This is a genomic window from Bacillus sp. Root131, assembly GCF_001429475.1.
In the GTDB taxonomy this organism is placed as follows: domain Bacteria; phylum Bacillota; class Bacilli; order Bacillales; family Bacillaceae_G; genus Bacillus_A; species Bacillus_A thuringiensis_S.
The window spans coordinates 1-16381 of sequence record NZ_LMJQ01000015.1 but is presented as its reverse complement, the minus strand read 5'-3'; the positions used below and the strand labels follow the sequence as shown (position 1 = coordinate 16381).

Sequence of the window (16381 nt, the reverse complement as noted above, 5' to 3'; positions counted from 1 at the left end):
GAGCGGAGACTATCTTTCTTTATAAAGCCAGACCCCTGCCTTTTCTTTGTTATGAGACTAGAGGCGGAGGACTGGCTTTTTTTATTATATTAGTAATGCTTTTCGCCAAATTGGTGAAAATATTTATATACGAGAACTAACGTTGGGGTGATTATTTTGAAGAAGCAACACGATACAATTATCGTTTTAGATTTTGGAAGTCAATACAATCAGTTAATAGCACGTCGAATTCGTGAGTTCGGTGTATACAGTGAACTTCATCCACATACAATTACTGCAGAAGAAATTAAAGCAATGAATCCAAAAGGGATTATTTTCTCTGGTGGACCAAATAGCGTATACGGTGAAGGTGCATTACATTGTGATGAAAAAATCTTCGAACTAGGTTTACCGATCTTCGGTATCTGTTACGGTATGCAGCTTATGACACAACACTTCGGTGGTAAAGTAGAGCGTGCCAACCACCGTGAGTACGGAAAAGCTGTTCTTAAAGTAGAGAACGAATCAAAATTATATGCGAACCTTCCAGAAGAGCAAGTTGTATGGATGAGCCATGGCGACTTAGTAACTGGTTTACCTGAAGGATTCGTAGTAGACGCAACAAGTGAGTCTTGCCCAATTGCTGGTATGAGCAATGAAGCGAAAAACTTATACGGTGTACAATTCCACCCAGAAGTACGTCACTCTGAGCACGGTAACGATTTAATTAAAAACTTCGTATTCGGCGTATGTGGTTGTTCTGAAGGATGGAACATGGAGAACTTTATCGAAGTAGAATTAGAAAAGATTCGTGAAACTGTTGGAGACAAAAAAGTACTATGTGCACTTAGTGGCGGCGTAGACTCTTCTGTTGTAGCAGTATTAATTCATAAAGCAATCGGCGATCAGTTAACATGTATTTTCGTTGACCACGGTTTACTTCGTAAAGGTGAAGCAGAAGGCGTTATGAAAACATTTAGCGAAGGCTTCCATATGAACGTTATTAAAGTGGATGCACAAGAACGTTTCATGAACAAGTTAAAAGGTGTAGAAGATCCAGAACAAAAACGTAAAATCATCGGTAACGAATTCATTTACGTTTTTGATGATGAAGCATCTAAATTACAAGGTATGGACTTCTTAGCACAAGGTACACTTTACACAGATATCGTTGAAAGTGGTACAGCAACTGCACAAACAATTAAATCTCACCATAACGTTGGTGGACTTCCAGAAGACATGCAGTTCAAATTAATTGAGCCTTTAAATACGTTATTTAAAGATGAAGTACGTGTATTAGGATCTGAACTAGGAATTCCTGATGAAATCGTATGGCGTCAACCATTCCCAGGTCCTGGTCTTGGTATTCGTGTATTAGGTGAAATCACAGAAGAGAAATTAGAAATCGTTCGTGAATCTGATGCGATTTTACGTGAAGAAATTATTAAAGCAGGATTAGACCGCGAAATCTGGCAATACTTCACGGCGCTTCCTGGTATGCGTAGCGTAGGTGTTATGGGTGACGAGCGTACTTACGATTACACAGTAGGTATCCGTGCAGTAACATCTATTGACGGTATGACAGCTGACTGGGCACGTATCCCTTGGGACGTACTAGAGAAAATCTCTGTTCGTATCGTAAACGAAGTAAAACACGTTAACCGTATCGTGTATGATGTAACGAGTAAGCCACCAGCAACTATTGAGTGGGAATAAAGATATAACATTGTTTAAAGTGAAATTACTGTTCTAACAACGTTTTAGCTATTATGTAATGGCTGAAAACAATTAAATATTAACTTGTTTACCACCAAAAACCCCACCAATACAACAAGTATTGGTGGGGTTTTTAGGAAATGATTCTAGCTTCATGTATCATCTTTTTGAAGTAGACATTTTTTTAACTATACTTTTGTTTATATTTGGTATAATATTACTATGGGTAATTCCATAGCTAATTATCTTGTCATAATATATATAGCTGTTTTAATATTAGCTATTAGAAAAGGAGGAAACTATTGTGAATTTCTATAAAATTCTATTTCAACCAAATGATAAGAAAAAACCTTTTTATAAGCAGATATCTTTGAATAATGTCATAGTGGGTGAAAATGGATATTCTTATGGAATTCAATATTCTCCTCAATCTTTTAATGACTGGTTAATGGATGATAATATATATAAAATCTTTTTGGAGAGTACAGTAAAACAACTTATAATGAGTAATCATAAGTTTTTAGATCTTATAACAGCACAAAAAAGGCTCAATTTAACTCTCGTCGATTGTGAATTTAAAAATATTGATATTGAGGATGTATTAGATGGTGAAGAATTTGATTCGGAACTATTAAAATCAGTTATAGAAGACTTTGAATATCCGATCATGAAAGTTTACTTCCGCACAAAAAATCGCCACATGGTTACTTTAAAATCAAATGGTGTACTAGGAATAGACGATGATCTATCTGAAAATGAACTTGATGATATTAAAAAACTAATAGATTTTCTTGGTTTTGGACCGGTGATGCTTGTATGAAAGATAAAATTATTCAATCATTAAAAACGTTTATAATTACACTGATTGTTGCATTTGTAGCCACTGATCAACAGAACTTTGTATATAGTATTTTAAAGACATTAGGTTATGAAAATGAAATTGCAAAGAAGACAGCTTTAAGTGCTGTAATTACATTCATTATAGCAATTGTATTAATTTTAACTTCATATGTATGGTCGAAAATAAAAGCTAATATAAAAAGAATGAATGTCTCACTGGTAACAAAACTAGATGGGACAAAAAGAAGTAATTATAAGTTTATACCAAATGATTGTGAATATGATGAAAAAGATGTTGAGATAGAAATTGTTCTTAATCCAGGAGGATGGCTTTCGAATCTATTGATAAAAAAAATGGGATTAAAACTTAATATATATTTTAATCCTGAAATATTAGATGTTTCTTTTTTTGATAAGTGGGATTCAGATACAGCTGGGGCATTTAGATTATCAGAACGAAATATCTCAATTGATTTACTCGGAGAAATTGAAATTAAAGGAAAGACTTTTCCAGAAAGAAGTCATATATTAAACGAACAGTTTAAAGTAAAGCCTATTAGAGTGAAAAATGATGTGACTGCTTTGGATTATGTGATAACAACAGAAAAATTCGGATATATTACAAGGATAATCTCAGGGACTTTATTATCAATTGAGTGTGATCCATTGAAAGTAACTTGTAAGGGGGAATAGAATTGGCAGTTTCTAAATTAACTTGTAAATTGTTTAAACTAACAGGGATAACTAGTTTGGCTGATGTAGAAAAAAATATACTAAATAAAAGTTATGCTGAAGCACTTAAAATATCTAAAAAAGATACTAAGCAAGCAGAGACTTTATCTGATGATGAAAAAAACTTTTATTATAAATGGGAAGACTCATCTGAACTAAATGAAATTGAATTAACTGAAGCAAATGAAGAATCTGACCAGAATATTGCTCAATTTATGTTTGCTACTGCAAATATTGAATATACAAAGAAAAGAAAGAAGAATTCAATTGGTCAATTTCTTCCTAAAGCAGACAGAATTAACGATACTCAAGTTATGACGTACTTTTTTTGTATGAATGATTCTGTTTATGTAATTATTTGCACATCAAATGAGTTTCATGTAGAGAGGGTAAAAAAACTTATTGGAACCAATTACATAGCTAAGCAGGATTATACTTATGATATTCAATCTGATTTATTTAATTGGCTATTTTTTAAGTTTACTCAGAATAAAGGCTCTCTAGCAGACGGACTTAAGTTAATGAATATAAGTGGTTTTATTGGTAATATCGGTGATGAACAAAACATTTTTAAAGGAACATCAGATCAAACATCGGAACTTATAATAACTAAAGCTTTTATAAGTAACGGAGAAACTCTAAAAACAATTACTGCTAGGTTGAAAAATAAAGACATAGACATTGTTTTTACAGTTGATGATAAGTCTAATACTCAAATTTATACAAATCAATCAGCGGTATTGAAACTCCTTGAATTTCAAGATAATAATACTTTCTTTATTATTTACTTATACAGTAAATTAATACCAGAATTAAAATCATTATATAATGATGCTTCCACTCAGTTTCTCTCTGAAGAAAAAAAACAGTTCTCTGAAAAAATAGGTTTAGAGGTAATAGAATCGATAATAAAACAAAACCTCATAACATTAGAAGATATCTCAGTTTTATTTGAAAGCTCGAAAAAAAATACAGCGAGTTGATGATACCTCTTAGTAATTTTTATTTTGTTCAATTTACAAATGAAGCGACTAAACTAGGATGGAAAATTGGAATCAAGTTTGGGAATGGAATTAGAATCTACTAATATGATGGTAAACTATGCTCAATTTACTTTCTTTAAAACACAAAGATAAACGTATTGATCTACAGTCGAATGTTAATAATTTGTGTGAAATAGGCTAAATTATAATGAATCCCCCCACAAATAATCAAACGTTATTTTTTTTTTTTTTTTTCGCATTGAAATAAAATAACGTTTGATTATTTGTTATGTATAATAAATATTGAGGGAGGGAAGTTATGTGAGGTTAGCAGTACGTTTGTCGATTGATACAATGAGATGGATCAATGAATTAGAAAAAATTTATAATGTTGAATTTGGTGGTTTAACACTTGGCCAAGGCCATGTAGTAAGCAAAGCTTATCATTTATTAAGTACGTCTCCTGAAAATTTAGAGGATATAAATTGGGTTAAAATAAAAAAAGAAATAATAAAAATTTCTGATATGAAAATAGAAAGTTTAGAAAATAACAATACAAACGGTAACGTAACATCATTGAATCTAAGCAATGAAACAATAGATGGTGTAAAAGAAATGCAAAAATTTCTTCCTGATAAATTAGGTGGCAAGCGAGTTAACGTTGGGTATTGTATACAGCTAATTGTTAAGGCTGCTTTACTCAAAAATAAAGGCATCTCTATTTTATAATTTGAAATTTAAGGCTAGTAAAATTAGTTTAAATACTAATTTTACTAGCTTTTTTTATATTTAAAATGATTTTAGATGATTTAAGTTGAATTTTGTAGCTAAATCAACTACAATTAAAAATGTAGTTAAATTAGCTACATTTTTGAAGGTGTTAAATATGCTGATAAGGGGAGATTTCCTTCTCTTGCAAAACTAAGAAAGAAAGGAGAGAAATTGGAATGTTTATTGATGAAGATTTTAAAAACATGACGAAAGAAGAGAGAGAAGCAGCAATTGAGTATATGGAAAGTTACTTAGATGATATTGCCGTCTCGAATGGCGATTATCGCATAGAAGATGAAGAAATTATTATTGAAGACTAATTTTTATAAGAAAGAAGGAATGAAAAATGTTCCAAGGATTATCAAAGCAACACTTAAAGCAGTTGCATAAAAAGTGGAAAAGAATTTATGGGACAATTACAGTTCCAAACCATAGCTTGGTAGCTAAAGGAAGAAAAGAGTTAGAGGCTATTTTTCATGGGTCTGTTCACTCTAAATACACTAGGGAGATATTGCAAGCGTTGGATTATGCGAGAAACCACTACCATTTTCTCACAGGTGCATCAATGTTAGATGACATTATCTCTCATAAAAGAATTGACTTTAATGATTATCGCTAACCTAAATAGAGAGTGGCTAAAACTAGTTGCTCTCTTGTATTGTAAAAATTTCGAGAGAAAATAAAAGTAGTAAACAAATTCTTTCTTGAGTACATAATGATTCTTTTACCGTTAAGTATCGCTTATTTGCTAGTAGGTATGTGGCTATCTGATATTACGAATTTTGGTAGAGCATATGTGTTTCCATCTAGTGCAACTGATCTCTAAGAGGTTTGTTGTTAGAAAACCGAGTGAATATAAAACGTTAGGAATTGAAAGGGAGTAATCTATGGTTTTTTATATATGGAATAAGATTTTAAGTTTAACTCACAAAAAAGATGGACAATGGAGTAATGTATTGTTTCCCCAAAAACAAGGTTCGTTGTTATTCAAATTTGTTGGGTTGCTTATTATTATTTTTTTATGGGGCGCATTGTGGGAATTTTTAGAGATTTCTACTCTTAGAATGAACATTTTGGGAGGTTTGATTAACCCGCTCTTAAGTGGTACTTTTATTGTTCTTTGGTTCATAACAACCTATTTTAGTGTGAGAGGCTATTTGGGTTTATTTAAAAGAAATAAATCTTGGATTGCTAATAATCTCGTTTACATGATTAATTCTCTAAAATTATATGATGAAGAATACTTTGAAACCACTAAAAACGATAAAGTTGTTAGGGAAAAGCGGATTGTTAGAGTGATTCGGATTCAATATAGAGAAACAAGTAAGCATATAGTGGTAAGAATTTTACGCGATGGTGACAGGTTTACCAATGAAGCAACTAAATTAGGGGAGAATTTAGAATCTGCTTTAGGCTTAGAGCTAGACTCTACCAATAAGGCAGTAGATTATGCTGAATATGTATTCTTAAAGAATAAGGATAAACGAATAGATTTAAATTCAACAGTTACTAGTATGAATGGATCAGATGAAATCAAAATTACTGAGAACATATCTTATGAGCTTCATAAGGTTCCCCATTCTCTAATTGTAGGTGGTACTGGTTCGGGTAAGTCTTTTTTTATATTGGGCAAAATTGTGAGTTATTTAAATTTATCTCCGCAAGCTGATTTGAGAATTATTGATCCAAAAAAGGCTGACCTTTCCTTGCTAAGATTTGTTACTGGATTTGAAAATAAAGTTGTTACAGAAGCGAATCAAATATGTCGAATTCTTAGGGAAACTGTCGAATTGATGGAACAAAGATATACCGATTATTTTAATGATATATCTGCCTTTGGGAAGACATATCGGGATTTTGGTCTTCCGCCCATTATAATAGTCTTCGACGAATTTTCAGCATTCATACATTCGGTAGATAAGAAGGTAGCGCGTGAAGCCTTAGATTATGTATTTGTTCTAGTTATGAAAGGCCGTGCCGCAGGTGTGACAATTGAAATATTAATGCAAAGACCATCAGCAGATGACCTTCCTACGAATATAAGAGCACAGATGGGATTTAAAGCTGGTTTAGGGACTATGGACTCTATTGGCTATAATATGGTATTTGATACGAACAACGTTGAATATAAGACAGTTACTGAAAAAGGTGGAGGTTACGTCCAAATAGATGGCAAACACACTGCTCCAGTTTATTTTGAAACGCCTTATATAGATAAAGATTTTGATTTTATAGCAGAAATAGAAAGATTAATGAGCAAACAAAAAGAAACATCAGCTAATACAGTATATTAAATGTTTACTGATATTTAAGTCTAACAACTGCAACCAACCTTGACCATCATTTTTTTGAAGGTTTGAGGCGGTGGCAGAGCCATCCGAACGGAGTGTCCCAAACGTTCAAAAAAATGATGGCTTAGTTGAGCGTTTTTTGCTCAACTATAAAATTTAAGCGAAGCCACCCGTTGAGTAACACGGGTGTAATACCCTCAATCGAAATGATTCAATCGGTTGGGGCCCTAGGGTTGGAAGGTTGCTCGAAATTCCGAGAGTTCGGGATTAAAGAATGATAAAAAGGGGTTGGAAACATGGGAAAATTAATTTTAAAATCGTCAAGATTACATTCTTTAAATGACTCGGAAAATGTCGAATTAGGTGATTTTCATTTTGACATTAAACAATTTAAAGTTCCTACAGCAATGTTAGTACAAAAAGACGGTTTTGCTACTCGAATTGAAAAAGAAAAGAATCTAAATGGAGAGCTAGTTGAAACAGGTAAGTATGTAATAACTTTTAAAGTTTATGATAGACCATTTATTGAGCTTGTATTACAAAATGGTGGTACTGAAATTGGCTCGCCTATTACTGTAGTTATTGAAAAACAAGATAGCCTACCTATCTTTGATGATTATGAAGATGGTGAATTTATTCCAATTTCATTTACGGGTCTTAAAGTAAAACCTAAAAAAGTGCAAAAGAAAACATTTGTCGGACAAGGTAAGCCAATGATCGATACATGGCAGTATTCAGAACTCAAAATTGAAGCTGATAGTTACACTATTGGTGAAGTACATGAGTCAAAAGCGAAGTAATCAGTGCTTAATTGATTACCTTCGTTGTTCGATTCCAAATAGTGAGTTACCGACAGTCGCTAATGAAATTTTAGGAATCCCTATCTCTGAATTTTCTTCAGAGATTAAGGGGTCTCCATATCCTACTTACGATATGTGCATTAGCTTTGCGAATATAAAGCTTCATTCTTCACGAAGTCATAGTAGTGTTCTTATAGATATGTCTGGGCAAGCGTGTAGACAATATGAAGAATACATGTCGAGGGTTGATGGTTGGCATTGGTACAAATTTGTATCAGTTATTTTAGAAATACAAGGTAAGGTATCAAGAATAGATTTGGCTTTAGATATTTTTGATGATTCTACTCCATCTGTAAAAGCGTTGCAGGATTATGTGAAACGAGGGCAATTAAGTACGAAAAGTCATAAATTTATTGAAATAAATAGTGGTAGGATTCTTGATGGGAAATTGACCGGTTTTACATTGTATATTGGTGCATCTCCGCAAATATTACGAATCTATGATAAAAAACAAGAAAGAAGAGATAATGCAGATGAAGTTGTAAATGTTGAAAAGTGGGTCAGATGGGAACTAGAGCTGACTGGAAATAAAGCGATGCAAGTTGCTCTTCAAATATCGAATGGGAAACCACTTAATAATATAGTTAAAGGTATTTTATCAGCTCATTATTGTTTCAAGACACAACCTAAGGGTGCTAGTGATTTACATAATAAAAATAGACTTCCTACAATGAGATGGTGGCAAAAATTTGTAGACGGTATTGAGGCAATTCCCTTAAAAATAAAGCGTGAAAAGCTCACTTTAAAGAAAAAGAAAAATTGGGTTGAGAATGCTACGGTAAAGTCAATTAGTATGCTCTATGAGTCATTTAGGCGTGTATACGGTGAAAAATATGCTGAGCTTTATTTGAAAGAGTTAATACATATGGGAAAAGAAAAAATCACTGAGTCCGATCAAACATTAATTGAGCAACGTGTTTTAGAACTTATGAGTGAGGATGAATATTAGCGTGGAAAGGGGTTGTTGTGATGGGTACAACAATATGTAAAGATGATTTAATTAAACTAGGATATAAGAAATATCAAGCTATTTCACTAATTAGGCAAGCGAAAGCAATCATGGTGCAAAAAGGTTGTCCGTATTATAACAACAAAAGACTAGGGAGAGTACCGAGGGATGTGGTGGAATCCATTTTAGGAGTTTCTCTTATAACAGAAATGAGTAATTCTCAATGAAAAATAGAACGCAGCAAACAACGAAATACCCTGGTGTATATGTTGATGATAAAGGGAATTTCTTTTATCAATCAGAATTTGGCATTGATCGGATTACAGGAAAACGAATACGAAAAAAAGGAAGAAAAGACGTTAATGGAAAGCCCTTTTCTTCCGCGTTCGAAGCTAATAAAGAGTTAACTCGATTAAAAAGAGAATATCATAAAGTTAATAGTTACGCTAACTATAAAATGACTTACGAGCAATTTATGAATACTGTGTATATACCGTATTATCAAACAGAAGTTGAAGAAAGTACCTTTTCTATTAAGCAAAGAATATTGAAAAAGATAAGAGATAGATTTGCTTCTATTCCTCTCCGTTCTATTTCAGTTGAGGACGTACAAAATTTTCGTACATGGTTATTAACAAGCCGAGAAAATGGAGGAGCTGGGTATGCTCAATCCTATGCGAGCTTAGTTTTTGGAACATTTCGTAAAAGCTTAGATAAAGCTGTGGAAATGCAATATTTAGAATACAATATTTCAAAAAAGGTTAGGGCAATCAACAAGGGAAAAGCTATTGTACCCTATTGGACAAAACAAGAATTTGAAAAAGTGATAAATCAAATTTATATTGGTGATTTTTATGAACACTTAAATTTTGTTATGTTGTGGGTCTATTATATGACAGGGATTCGTGTGAATGAAGGAACAGCTTTATATTGGAATGACATTGATTTAACAAAGAAACGTATACGGATTCATCATATGCTTATTATGAAAAACAGAACGGATTGGAAACGGAATTCATATACGAAAACAGAAGATGGAAAGAGAATAGTAGCATTGGATGATGACACTGTCAAAATTTTAAATGACTGGAAAAGTAGGCAAACAGAGATTGGCTTAGGTAAGGAAAGAGATTTTGTGTTTAGTTATGATGGCTTGCCGATGATTAAATCAACGATATCTCGAATTATTGAGCGATATTCTAAGTTTGCAGAAGTGAAAAAGATACAAGCAAAGGGATTGCGTCATTCACATGCTTCATACCTTATTAATGAATTTAATGTATCGGTGCTAGTTTTATCTCAACGTATGGGGCATTCAAGTCCAGAGATTACTTTAAAACACTATGCTCATATGTGGAGTGGGGCTGATATGGCAATTGCTGAGGAGATGTCAGGGAATATAAAAATAGAAACTGCCGAATATACGAAGATAACCTTTAACGGAAATCAAGTTATAAAAAAAAGAAGGGATAAATAAATGGCTACGATATATGCGATTAGTGATATTCATGGTTATTACAATCAAATGATTGATTCGCTGAAAAATGTTGATTTAAAGAATGAAGAAAACAAAATTATCTTCTTAGGTGATTACGTGGATGGGGGAAATGATTCATGTAGGGTTTTATATTACATAAAAGAATTACATGAAAATCATGCGGATCAAGTTATTACTTTGCTAGGAAATCATGATGAAATATTCCTTCATTGGTTATATTCTCAAGTGGATGATTTTCGATTGTTATTTCAGGAGCCAGATATATGTACATTTAAAAGTTTCCTTACTGTTGAGGAGTATAGAGAGATTTTTGATACTTTTCAGCCTTTAACCTATTCATATGAAAAAGTAAGTGAGGCATTAAAGGAAGCTATTAAGAAGAAACATGGTGATTTGTTGAAATGGTTACTGAATATTTCTAAACAGCTTCGTTACTTTGAAACAGACCAACAAATATTTGTCCATGCTGGTATTTTAGAAGAAGCCGAAGATTTGTGGAAACATGGTACTCCTAAAGAGTATTTCACACAAAAGTACCCGGCTGAGACAGGATATTTTTATAAAGATATTATTGTAGGGCATATTTCAAGTGTGGAGATAGCAAATAAAAAAGAATATCTTGGAAAAGTTTATTGGGATGGAGAAAGTCATTTTTATATTGATGGTACTGTTGAAAAAAGCGGCAATATTCCAGTTTTAAAATATGATACTGAAACGAAAAGATATTCATCCTTTGAAAAGGATACTATATATGGGGAATGGAGAGAGATTTATGTTGACGTATAAAACATATTTAGAAGAAAAAGATAGTTTAACTTTTCAAGAAGCTGAAGAAATTTACTCTCAAATATTACAGTCTGCTAATTCCAGCGATAGTGATTTTAAGGAGTTTTGGGAAGATATGATTAAATCTGCCATCGTTTATGCGAATACTCGTGCTGAATGGAGTATACAGACGTTAGAAGAGCGTAGAGACATTGATGATTCCCGAACACATCAACACAATACATTTATGATAAATCTAAAAGTAATTGCAAATTATATGAAACAACAAAATTGGAGTTCGGTGTGGTTTGACGAGTTGGGGACTATTGAAAGTGATAGAAAGAGATTTGGGGATTTTGCTTGTTATTTAGTTTGCATAAATTCGTTGAATGCTCGATAATATGTTTATTCACCACCAATTGCCTCACCAAATAATTAAAAAATAGATGAAGTAGTTATATATCAATACTTATCCCATACCTATTACGATTGAGTGGGAATAGTATTGTAATAAAAAAGATCCATCTATCATTCATGAATAGATGGATCTTTTTGTTTTTACCATTAATACGAACGAAAGTATAAAAGTTTATAAAAATGTTCGTTTTTAAATTGACAAAAGTGCCTATGCGAGTTAATATGAGTATGTAATTCAAACGAAAAGTGAATATTATGCCGTCGTATAATATCGGGGATATGGCCCGAAAGTTTCTACCTAGCTACCGTAAATGGCTTGACTACGAGGCGTTTGTATAAAGATGAGGGGAAACTTGTCTTTGTTTATAGAACGCTTCCATGTATATATGCAATGGAAGCCTTTTTTATTTCTCGGGATAAAAGAGGGCTAGGGGAAATACGGCGAGTAATCATATAACGGGGGAAACGTAGGATGAAACGCTATTTTCAGTTTGATGAGCTCGGTACGAATTATAAGACTGAGTTCATAGCAGGGTTAACGACATTTCTATCTATGGCTTACGTACTATTTGTCAATCCTGCTACGCTGTCGCTTGGAAATGTTAAAGGGTTACCAGCAGGTACAGGGATGGATCCAGGTGCAGTATTCGTTGCTACGGCATTAGCGGCAGCGATCGGTTCGTTAATTATGGGTATTTTCGCGAAGTATCCAATTGCTTTAGCGCCAGGTATGGGAATTAACGCGTTCTTTGCTTATACAGCAGTGTTAACGATGGGGATTCCATGGCAAACGGCCATTGCCGGAACATTAATGTCAGGTATTATCTTTATTATTCTTACTGCTTCAGGTATTCGTGAAAAAATCATCAATGCAATTCCATCGGAGTTAAAGTTTGCAGTAGCAGCAGGTATCGGATTGTTCATTGCATTTCTTGGATTCCAAAATGCCGGAATTATCGTGAAAAATGATGCTGTTCTTGTTGGGTTGGGGGACTTAACAAAGGGCACAACGTTACTAGCAATCTTCGGGGTTGTTACGACAATCATCTTTATGATTAAGAAAGTTAATGGTGCAGTATTTTACGGTATGATTCTTACAGCGATCTTAGGGGTAGCAACAGGATTAATTGATACTCCGAAAGCTGTAGTGGGAGCAATACCGAGCCTAGAACCAACGTTCGGTGCTGCATTAACGCACTTTGGAGATATTTTCACTGTTCAAATGGGTATTGTTATTATAACGTTCTTCTTTATCGATTTCTTTGATACAGCAGGTACGCTTGTAGCGGTTGCGAATCAAGCTGGATTAATGAAGAACAATAAATTACCACGTGCAGGAAAAGCATTATTTGCAGATGCGATTGCAACTGTAATTGGTGCAATCTTGGGTACATCAACAACAACGTCTTACATTGAGTCTTCTGCAGGGGTAGCAGCAGGAGGACGTTCTGGATTTACAGCAGTTGTAACAGCAGGATTCTTCTTACTGGCATTATTCTTCTCGCCATTACTAAGTGTTGTAACGCCAGCTGTAACGGCACCAGCTTTAATTATTGTAGGAATCTTGATGGTTTCTTCCTTAGGGGAAATTGATTGGAAGAAATTCGAGATTGCAGTGCCAGCATTCTTTACAATTATCTCTATGCCACTTACGTATAGTATCGCAACTGGGATTGCGATTGGATTTATCTTCTATCCAATTACAATGGTTGTGAGTGGTCGTCGTAAAGAGGTTCATCCGATTATGTATGTTATGGGAGTTTTATTTGTACTATATTTCATCTACGTTCGTAAATAAAGTGAAACTTTAATCAGAGTGGGGGAAACCCCACCCTGATTATTAGTTGAACCAATCGGGCTTTTACGGGCAGTTGATCTGCCGCGTAACATCGTTGATTTGGGCAGTTTTTGAAGTGGGAGTCTTACTGCCCGTTAATGCGGGATAAAAGGGGTTTTTTCAAAGGTCTAGACTTAAGGGGAGTCTAGACCTTTTTTGCGTCTTCAGAAAAACTTAAGGATTTCCGAGCGTTTTTCTTCAGAAGTTTTTCTATAATAGAAGTTAGGGATTAAAAAAGTGATGGGGGAGATATTGTGGCACACGAAACAATACTTGTCGTGGATGATGAAAAAGAAATTCGGAATTTAATTACAATCTATTTAAAGAATGAAGGATATAAAGTATTGCAAGCAGGGGACGGAGAAGAAGGGCTACGTTTACTGGAAGAAAATGAAGTGCATCTAGTCGTATTAGATATTATGATGCCGAAAGTAGATGGTATTCATATGTGTATGAAAGTAAGAGAATCGAAAGAGATGCCTATTATTATGCTTTCTGCGAAAACGCAAGATATGGATAAGATTTTAGGATTAACAACAGGAGCAGATGATTATGTAACGAAGCCCTTTAATCCATTAGAGTTAATTGCACGAATTAAATCTCAGTTACGCCGTTATATGAAAATGAATGGTTTTGCTATTCAAAATGAGGACGAGCTGGAAATTGGAGAGATGAAAATAAATATCTCGACCCATAAAGTTATTGTAGAGGGAGATGAAGTGAAACTAACCCCGAGGGAATTTTCAATTTTAGAATTGCTAGCTAGAAATCCAGGTATGGTGTTTAGTGCGGAGCAAATTTATGAAAAGGTGTGGAACGAACGATCTTTCCAGTCTGATAATACTGTAATGGTGCATATTCGAAAAGTACGTGAAAAGATTGAGGAGAATCCAAGGAAGCCTAGATATATAAAAACAGTATGGGGAGTGGGGTATAAGATTGAAAAAGATATTTAATCCGTTTACTTATATAAGGAAAATAAGAGAATTAATTGAGAAATTAGTAAAGAGCGTACGAAAGAGTATAAGGATTCAATTGATTACTACTTTTGCTGCTTGTGCCTTATTAGGGCTTTTGTCAGCAAAGGCAGCAGCGCCGTTTTTTGAGAATGCGAATCGTCAAGCAACTATCGATTATCGGGCTGGTATGGAACAAATTAATCACCAAGCTCAAGGAGCGGCAAATAGTTCGGTTCATGAAAATAAATTAGAAGCTATATCAAATATGATCGAAATGGAAAACCAAAATTTAGAGCAAGGGTCTAGAGCTTTGAAGATATTGGTTACTGATGAAAGTGGTAAAGTTTTATATAAAACAAAGCAAGCGCAAGAAGAGCAAATCGATTTGCATAATACGATTCGTAATGCAGCATCATTCGCGATTAATTATACAGATGGTAGAAATGTATTTGAAAGTACAAGAAAAGAGTTTATATCTTTTTCACCTATTACTATTGAAGGAAAGAATTTGTACATGTTTGTTAGTGGAATTCCAGAGGGAGAGGTAATATATGACACGCAAGAAGGACCATTCCCATTTTTAATTGGTGTCCTTGTATTCATCTTCTCTTTCTTCTATATAACAAAGAGAAAGATGAAGCAGATTGAAGCAATGGCACAAGGTGTAAAGGAAATAGAAAGAGGTAACTTAGCGTACCGCATTGAGAAAAAAGGTGAAGATGAGATTGCGTCTTTAACTGAGAATATTAATAATATGGCGGAAGAGCTTATGAATAATATAGAAAAGGAACGTAAATTAGAAAAGCAGAAAAATGAGCTTATCACAAATGTATCTCATGATTTGCGTACACCACTTACTTCTATTATGGGTTACTTACGATTACTTCGAGATTCTAAATATGAAAATAAAGAACAACATGATGAGTATACAAGAATTGCTTTTGTAAAGTCGGAGCAGTTAAAGAATTTAATAGAAGATTTATTTGAGTATACGAAGTTAACAAATGAACAAGTTGTATTAGAAAAACAAGAAGTATGTGTAAATGAGTTGCTTGAGCAATTAATAGAAGAGTTAGTACCGCAGGCGGAAGAACATGGACTTACGTTTGTTAAGAAGTTTCCTGAGGAACGTACTTATGCATCGATTGATTCGGAAAAGATGGTTCGTGTATTTGATAATTTACTAATGAATGCGATTAAGTACAGTAAAGATGATGGAGAGATAAAAGTTTCTCTTCAAAGGCAGCGTAGGGATATACAAATTGTAATTGCGAATCATAGTGAAGAGTTTACGAGAGAAGAGTTAGTGAATTTGTTTGAACGTTTCTATAAGAAGGATCAATCTCGAAGTAGAGTAACGGAAGGATCGGGACTTGGCTTAGCGATTGCGAAAAGTATTGTTGAGTTGCAAGGTGGTAGTATTCGAGCGGAATATAGGGATGGTATTATTCAATTTATCGTCTCTTTACCAATTATAGAAAAATAATAAATGAATAGAATGATATGTGATAAAAAGGCTTATTTTAAAAGAAATAAGCCTTTTTATATTTTTTATAAAAACATATTGACGATTAGAGATTAGAGGTGTAATATAGAACAAGTCGCCGATGACAATAACGTCGCAAGCGACAAATGAAATGAAAAACTTAGTTGACATTGAAAGATGAAGATGTTAACATAAGGAAGTCGCAAATGAGCGACTAAGTAGTTCTTTGAAAACTGAACGAAACAAACAACGTGAAACGTCAATTTTTATTTTTAGATGCTAGACAAACTAACTTTAT

Annotated in this window: 17 protein-coding genes and 1 riboswitch; all 17 genes read left to right on the top strand. The window is 33.7% G+C overall.

Annotated features, from left to right (window positions below):
* Positions 1-153: 153 nt before the first annotated feature.
* The 17 genes from guaA to ampS all read left to right on the top strand — a co-directional run bounded on the left by guaA (position 154) and on the right by ampS (position 16083).
* Positions 154-1695, top strand: coding sequence for a glutamine-hydrolyzing GMP synthase (gene guaA / locus ASE54_RS23570; RefSeq protein WP_164468883.1), 1542 nt, complete (start codon positions 154-156; stop codon positions 1693-1695).
* Between the two features lie 304 nt (positions 1696-1999).
* Positions 2000-2515, top strand: coding sequence for a hypothetical protein (locus ASE54_RS23565; RefSeq protein ID WP_001012361.1), 516 nt, complete (start codon positions 2000-2002; stop codon positions 2513-2515).
* A complete protein-coding gene (locus tag ASE54_RS23560) occupies positions 2512-3228 on the top strand; it encodes a hypothetical protein (RefSeq protein WP_000653264.1) in 717 nt (238 codons plus the stop codon). Before ASE54_RS23565 ends, ASE54_RS23560 begins: the two co-directional genes overlap by 4 nt.
* A 2-nt stretch (positions 3229-3230) precedes the next feature.
* A complete protein-coding gene (locus ASE54_RS23555) occupies positions 3231-4250 on the top strand; it encodes a hypothetical protein (RefSeq protein WP_000301200.1) in 1020 nt (339 codons plus the stop codon).
* 321 nt (positions 4251-4571) lie between these two features.
* A complete protein-coding gene (locus tag ASE54_RS23550; RefSeq protein ID WP_001234757.1) occupies positions 4572-4979 on the top strand; it encodes a hypothetical protein in 408 nt (135 codons plus the stop codon).
* A 218-nt stretch (positions 4980-5197) separates the two neighbouring features.
* Positions 5198-5341 (top strand): hypothetical protein, encoded by a 144-nt coding sequence (locus tag ASE54_RS36475; RefSeq protein WP_000469287.1) that lies wholly within the window; start codon positions 5198-5200, stop codon positions 5339-5341.
* 26 nt (positions 5342-5367) lie between these two features.
* A complete protein-coding gene (locus ASE54_RS23540) occupies positions 5368-5640 on the top strand; it encodes a hypothetical protein (RefSeq protein WP_000486217.1) in 273 nt (90 codons plus the stop codon).
* A gap of 268 nt (positions 5641-5908) precedes the next feature.
* A complete protein-coding gene (locus tag ASE54_RS23535; RefSeq protein WP_000232354.1) occupies positions 5909-7315 on the top strand; it encodes an FtsK/SpoIIIE domain-containing protein in 1407 nt (468 codons plus the stop codon).
* A gap of 293 nt (positions 7316-7608) precedes the next feature.
* On the top strand, positions 7609-8112 hold the full coding sequence (locus ASE54_RS23530; protein ID WP_000517197.1) for a hypothetical protein: 504 nt from the start codon (positions 7609-7611) through the stop codon (positions 8110-8112).
* Positions 8093-9121, top strand: a complete 1029-nt coding sequence (locus tag ASE54_RS23525; RefSeq protein WP_000078900.1) for a replication initiation factor domain-containing protein — start codon at positions 8093-8095, stop codon at positions 9119-9121. Before ASE54_RS23530 ends, ASE54_RS23525 begins: the two co-directional genes overlap by 20 nt.
* A gap of 20 nt (positions 9122-9141) precedes the next feature.
* On the top strand, positions 9142-9348 hold the full coding sequence (locus tag ASE54_RS23520) for a DUF3173 domain-containing protein (RefSeq protein ID WP_000537368.1): 207 nt from the start codon (positions 9142-9144) through the stop codon (positions 9346-9348).
* Positions 9345-10598: a site-specific integrase gene (locus ASE54_RS23515; protein ID WP_000797625.1), complete on the top strand. Its 1254-nt coding sequence runs from the start codon at positions 9345-9347 to the stop codon at positions 10596-10598. The genes ASE54_RS23520 and ASE54_RS23515 overlap by 4 nt, the downstream gene beginning before the upstream one ends.
* Positions 10599-11405: a metallophosphoesterase gene (locus ASE54_RS23510; RefSeq protein WP_000201447.1), complete on the top strand. Its 807-nt coding sequence runs from the start codon at positions 10599-10601 to the stop codon at positions 11403-11405.
* Positions 11392-11784, top strand: a complete 393-nt coding sequence (locus tag ASE54_RS23505) for a hypothetical protein (protein ID WP_000959067.1) — start codon at positions 11392-11394, stop codon at positions 11782-11784. The genes ASE54_RS23510 and ASE54_RS23505 overlap by 14 nt, the downstream gene beginning before the upstream one ends.
* A gap of 258 nt (positions 11785-12042) precedes the next feature.
* Positions 12043-12144: riboswitch (purine riboswitch) on the top strand.
* A gap of 129 nt (positions 12145-12273) precedes the next feature.
* Positions 12274-13599, top strand: a complete 1326-nt coding sequence (locus ASE54_RS23500; protein WP_000833094.1) for an NCS2 family permease — start codon at positions 12274-12276, stop codon at positions 13597-13599.
* Between the two features lie 293 nt (positions 13600-13892).
* Entirely contained in the window at positions 13893-14594 is a 702-nt protein-coding gene (locus ASE54_RS23495; protein WP_000929890.1) for a response regulator transcription factor, read from the top strand.
* Positions 14578-16083: an aminopeptidase AmpS gene (gene ampS, locus ASE54_RS23490; protein ID WP_000719208.1), complete on the top strand. Its 1506-nt coding sequence runs from the start codon at positions 14578-14580 to the stop codon at positions 16081-16083. The genes ASE54_RS23495 and ampS overlap by 17 nt, the downstream gene beginning before the upstream one ends.
* Positions 16084-16381: the final 298 nt, after the last annotated feature.

What these genes read in the sequence shown, in the direction of transcription:
- ASE54_RS23560 (WP_000653264.1), top strand. Translation starts at nt 2,512, where the DNA reads ATGAAAGATAAAATTATTCAATCATTAAAAACGTTTATAATTACACTG.
- ASE54_RS36475 (WP_000469287.1), top strand. Translation starts at nt 5,198, where the DNA reads ATGTTTATTGATGAAGATTTTAAAAACATGACGAAAGAAGAGAGAGAA.
- ASE54_RS23540 (WP_000486217.1), top strand. Translation starts at nt 5,368, where the DNA reads ATGTTCCAAGGATTATCAAAGCAACACTTAAAGCAGTTGCATAAAAAG.
- ASE54_RS23535 (WP_000232354.1), top strand. Translation starts at nt 5,909, where the DNA reads ATGGTTTTTTATATATGGAATAAGATTTTAAGTTTAACTCACAAAAAA.
- ASE54_RS23530 (WP_000517197.1), top strand. Translation starts at nt 7,609, where the DNA reads ATGGGAAAATTAATTTTAAAATCGTCAAGATTACATTCTTTAAATGAC.
- ASE54_RS23525 (WP_000078900.1), top strand. Translation starts at nt 8,093, where the DNA reads ATGAGTCAAAAGCGAAGTAATCAGTGCTTAATTGATTACCTTCGTTGT.
- ASE54_RS23520 (WP_000537368.1), top strand. Translation starts at nt 9,142, where the DNA reads ATGGGTACAACAATATGTAAAGATGATTTAATTAAACTAGGATATAAG.
- ASE54_RS23515 (WP_000797625.1), top strand. Translation starts at nt 9,345, where the DNA reads ATGAAAAATAGAACGCAGCAAACAACGAAATACCCTGGTGTATATGTT.
- ASE54_RS23510 (WP_000201447.1), top strand. Translation starts at nt 10,599, where the DNA reads ATGGCTACGATATATGCGATTAGTGATATTCATGGTTATTACAATCAA.
- ASE54_RS23505 (WP_000959067.1), top strand. Translation starts at nt 11,392, where the DNA reads ATGTTGACGTATAAAACATATTTAGAAGAAAAAGATAGTTTAACTTTT.
- ASE54_RS23500 (WP_000833094.1), top strand. Translation starts at nt 12,274, where the DNA reads ATGAAACGCTATTTTCAGTTTGATGAGCTCGGTACGAATTATAAGACT.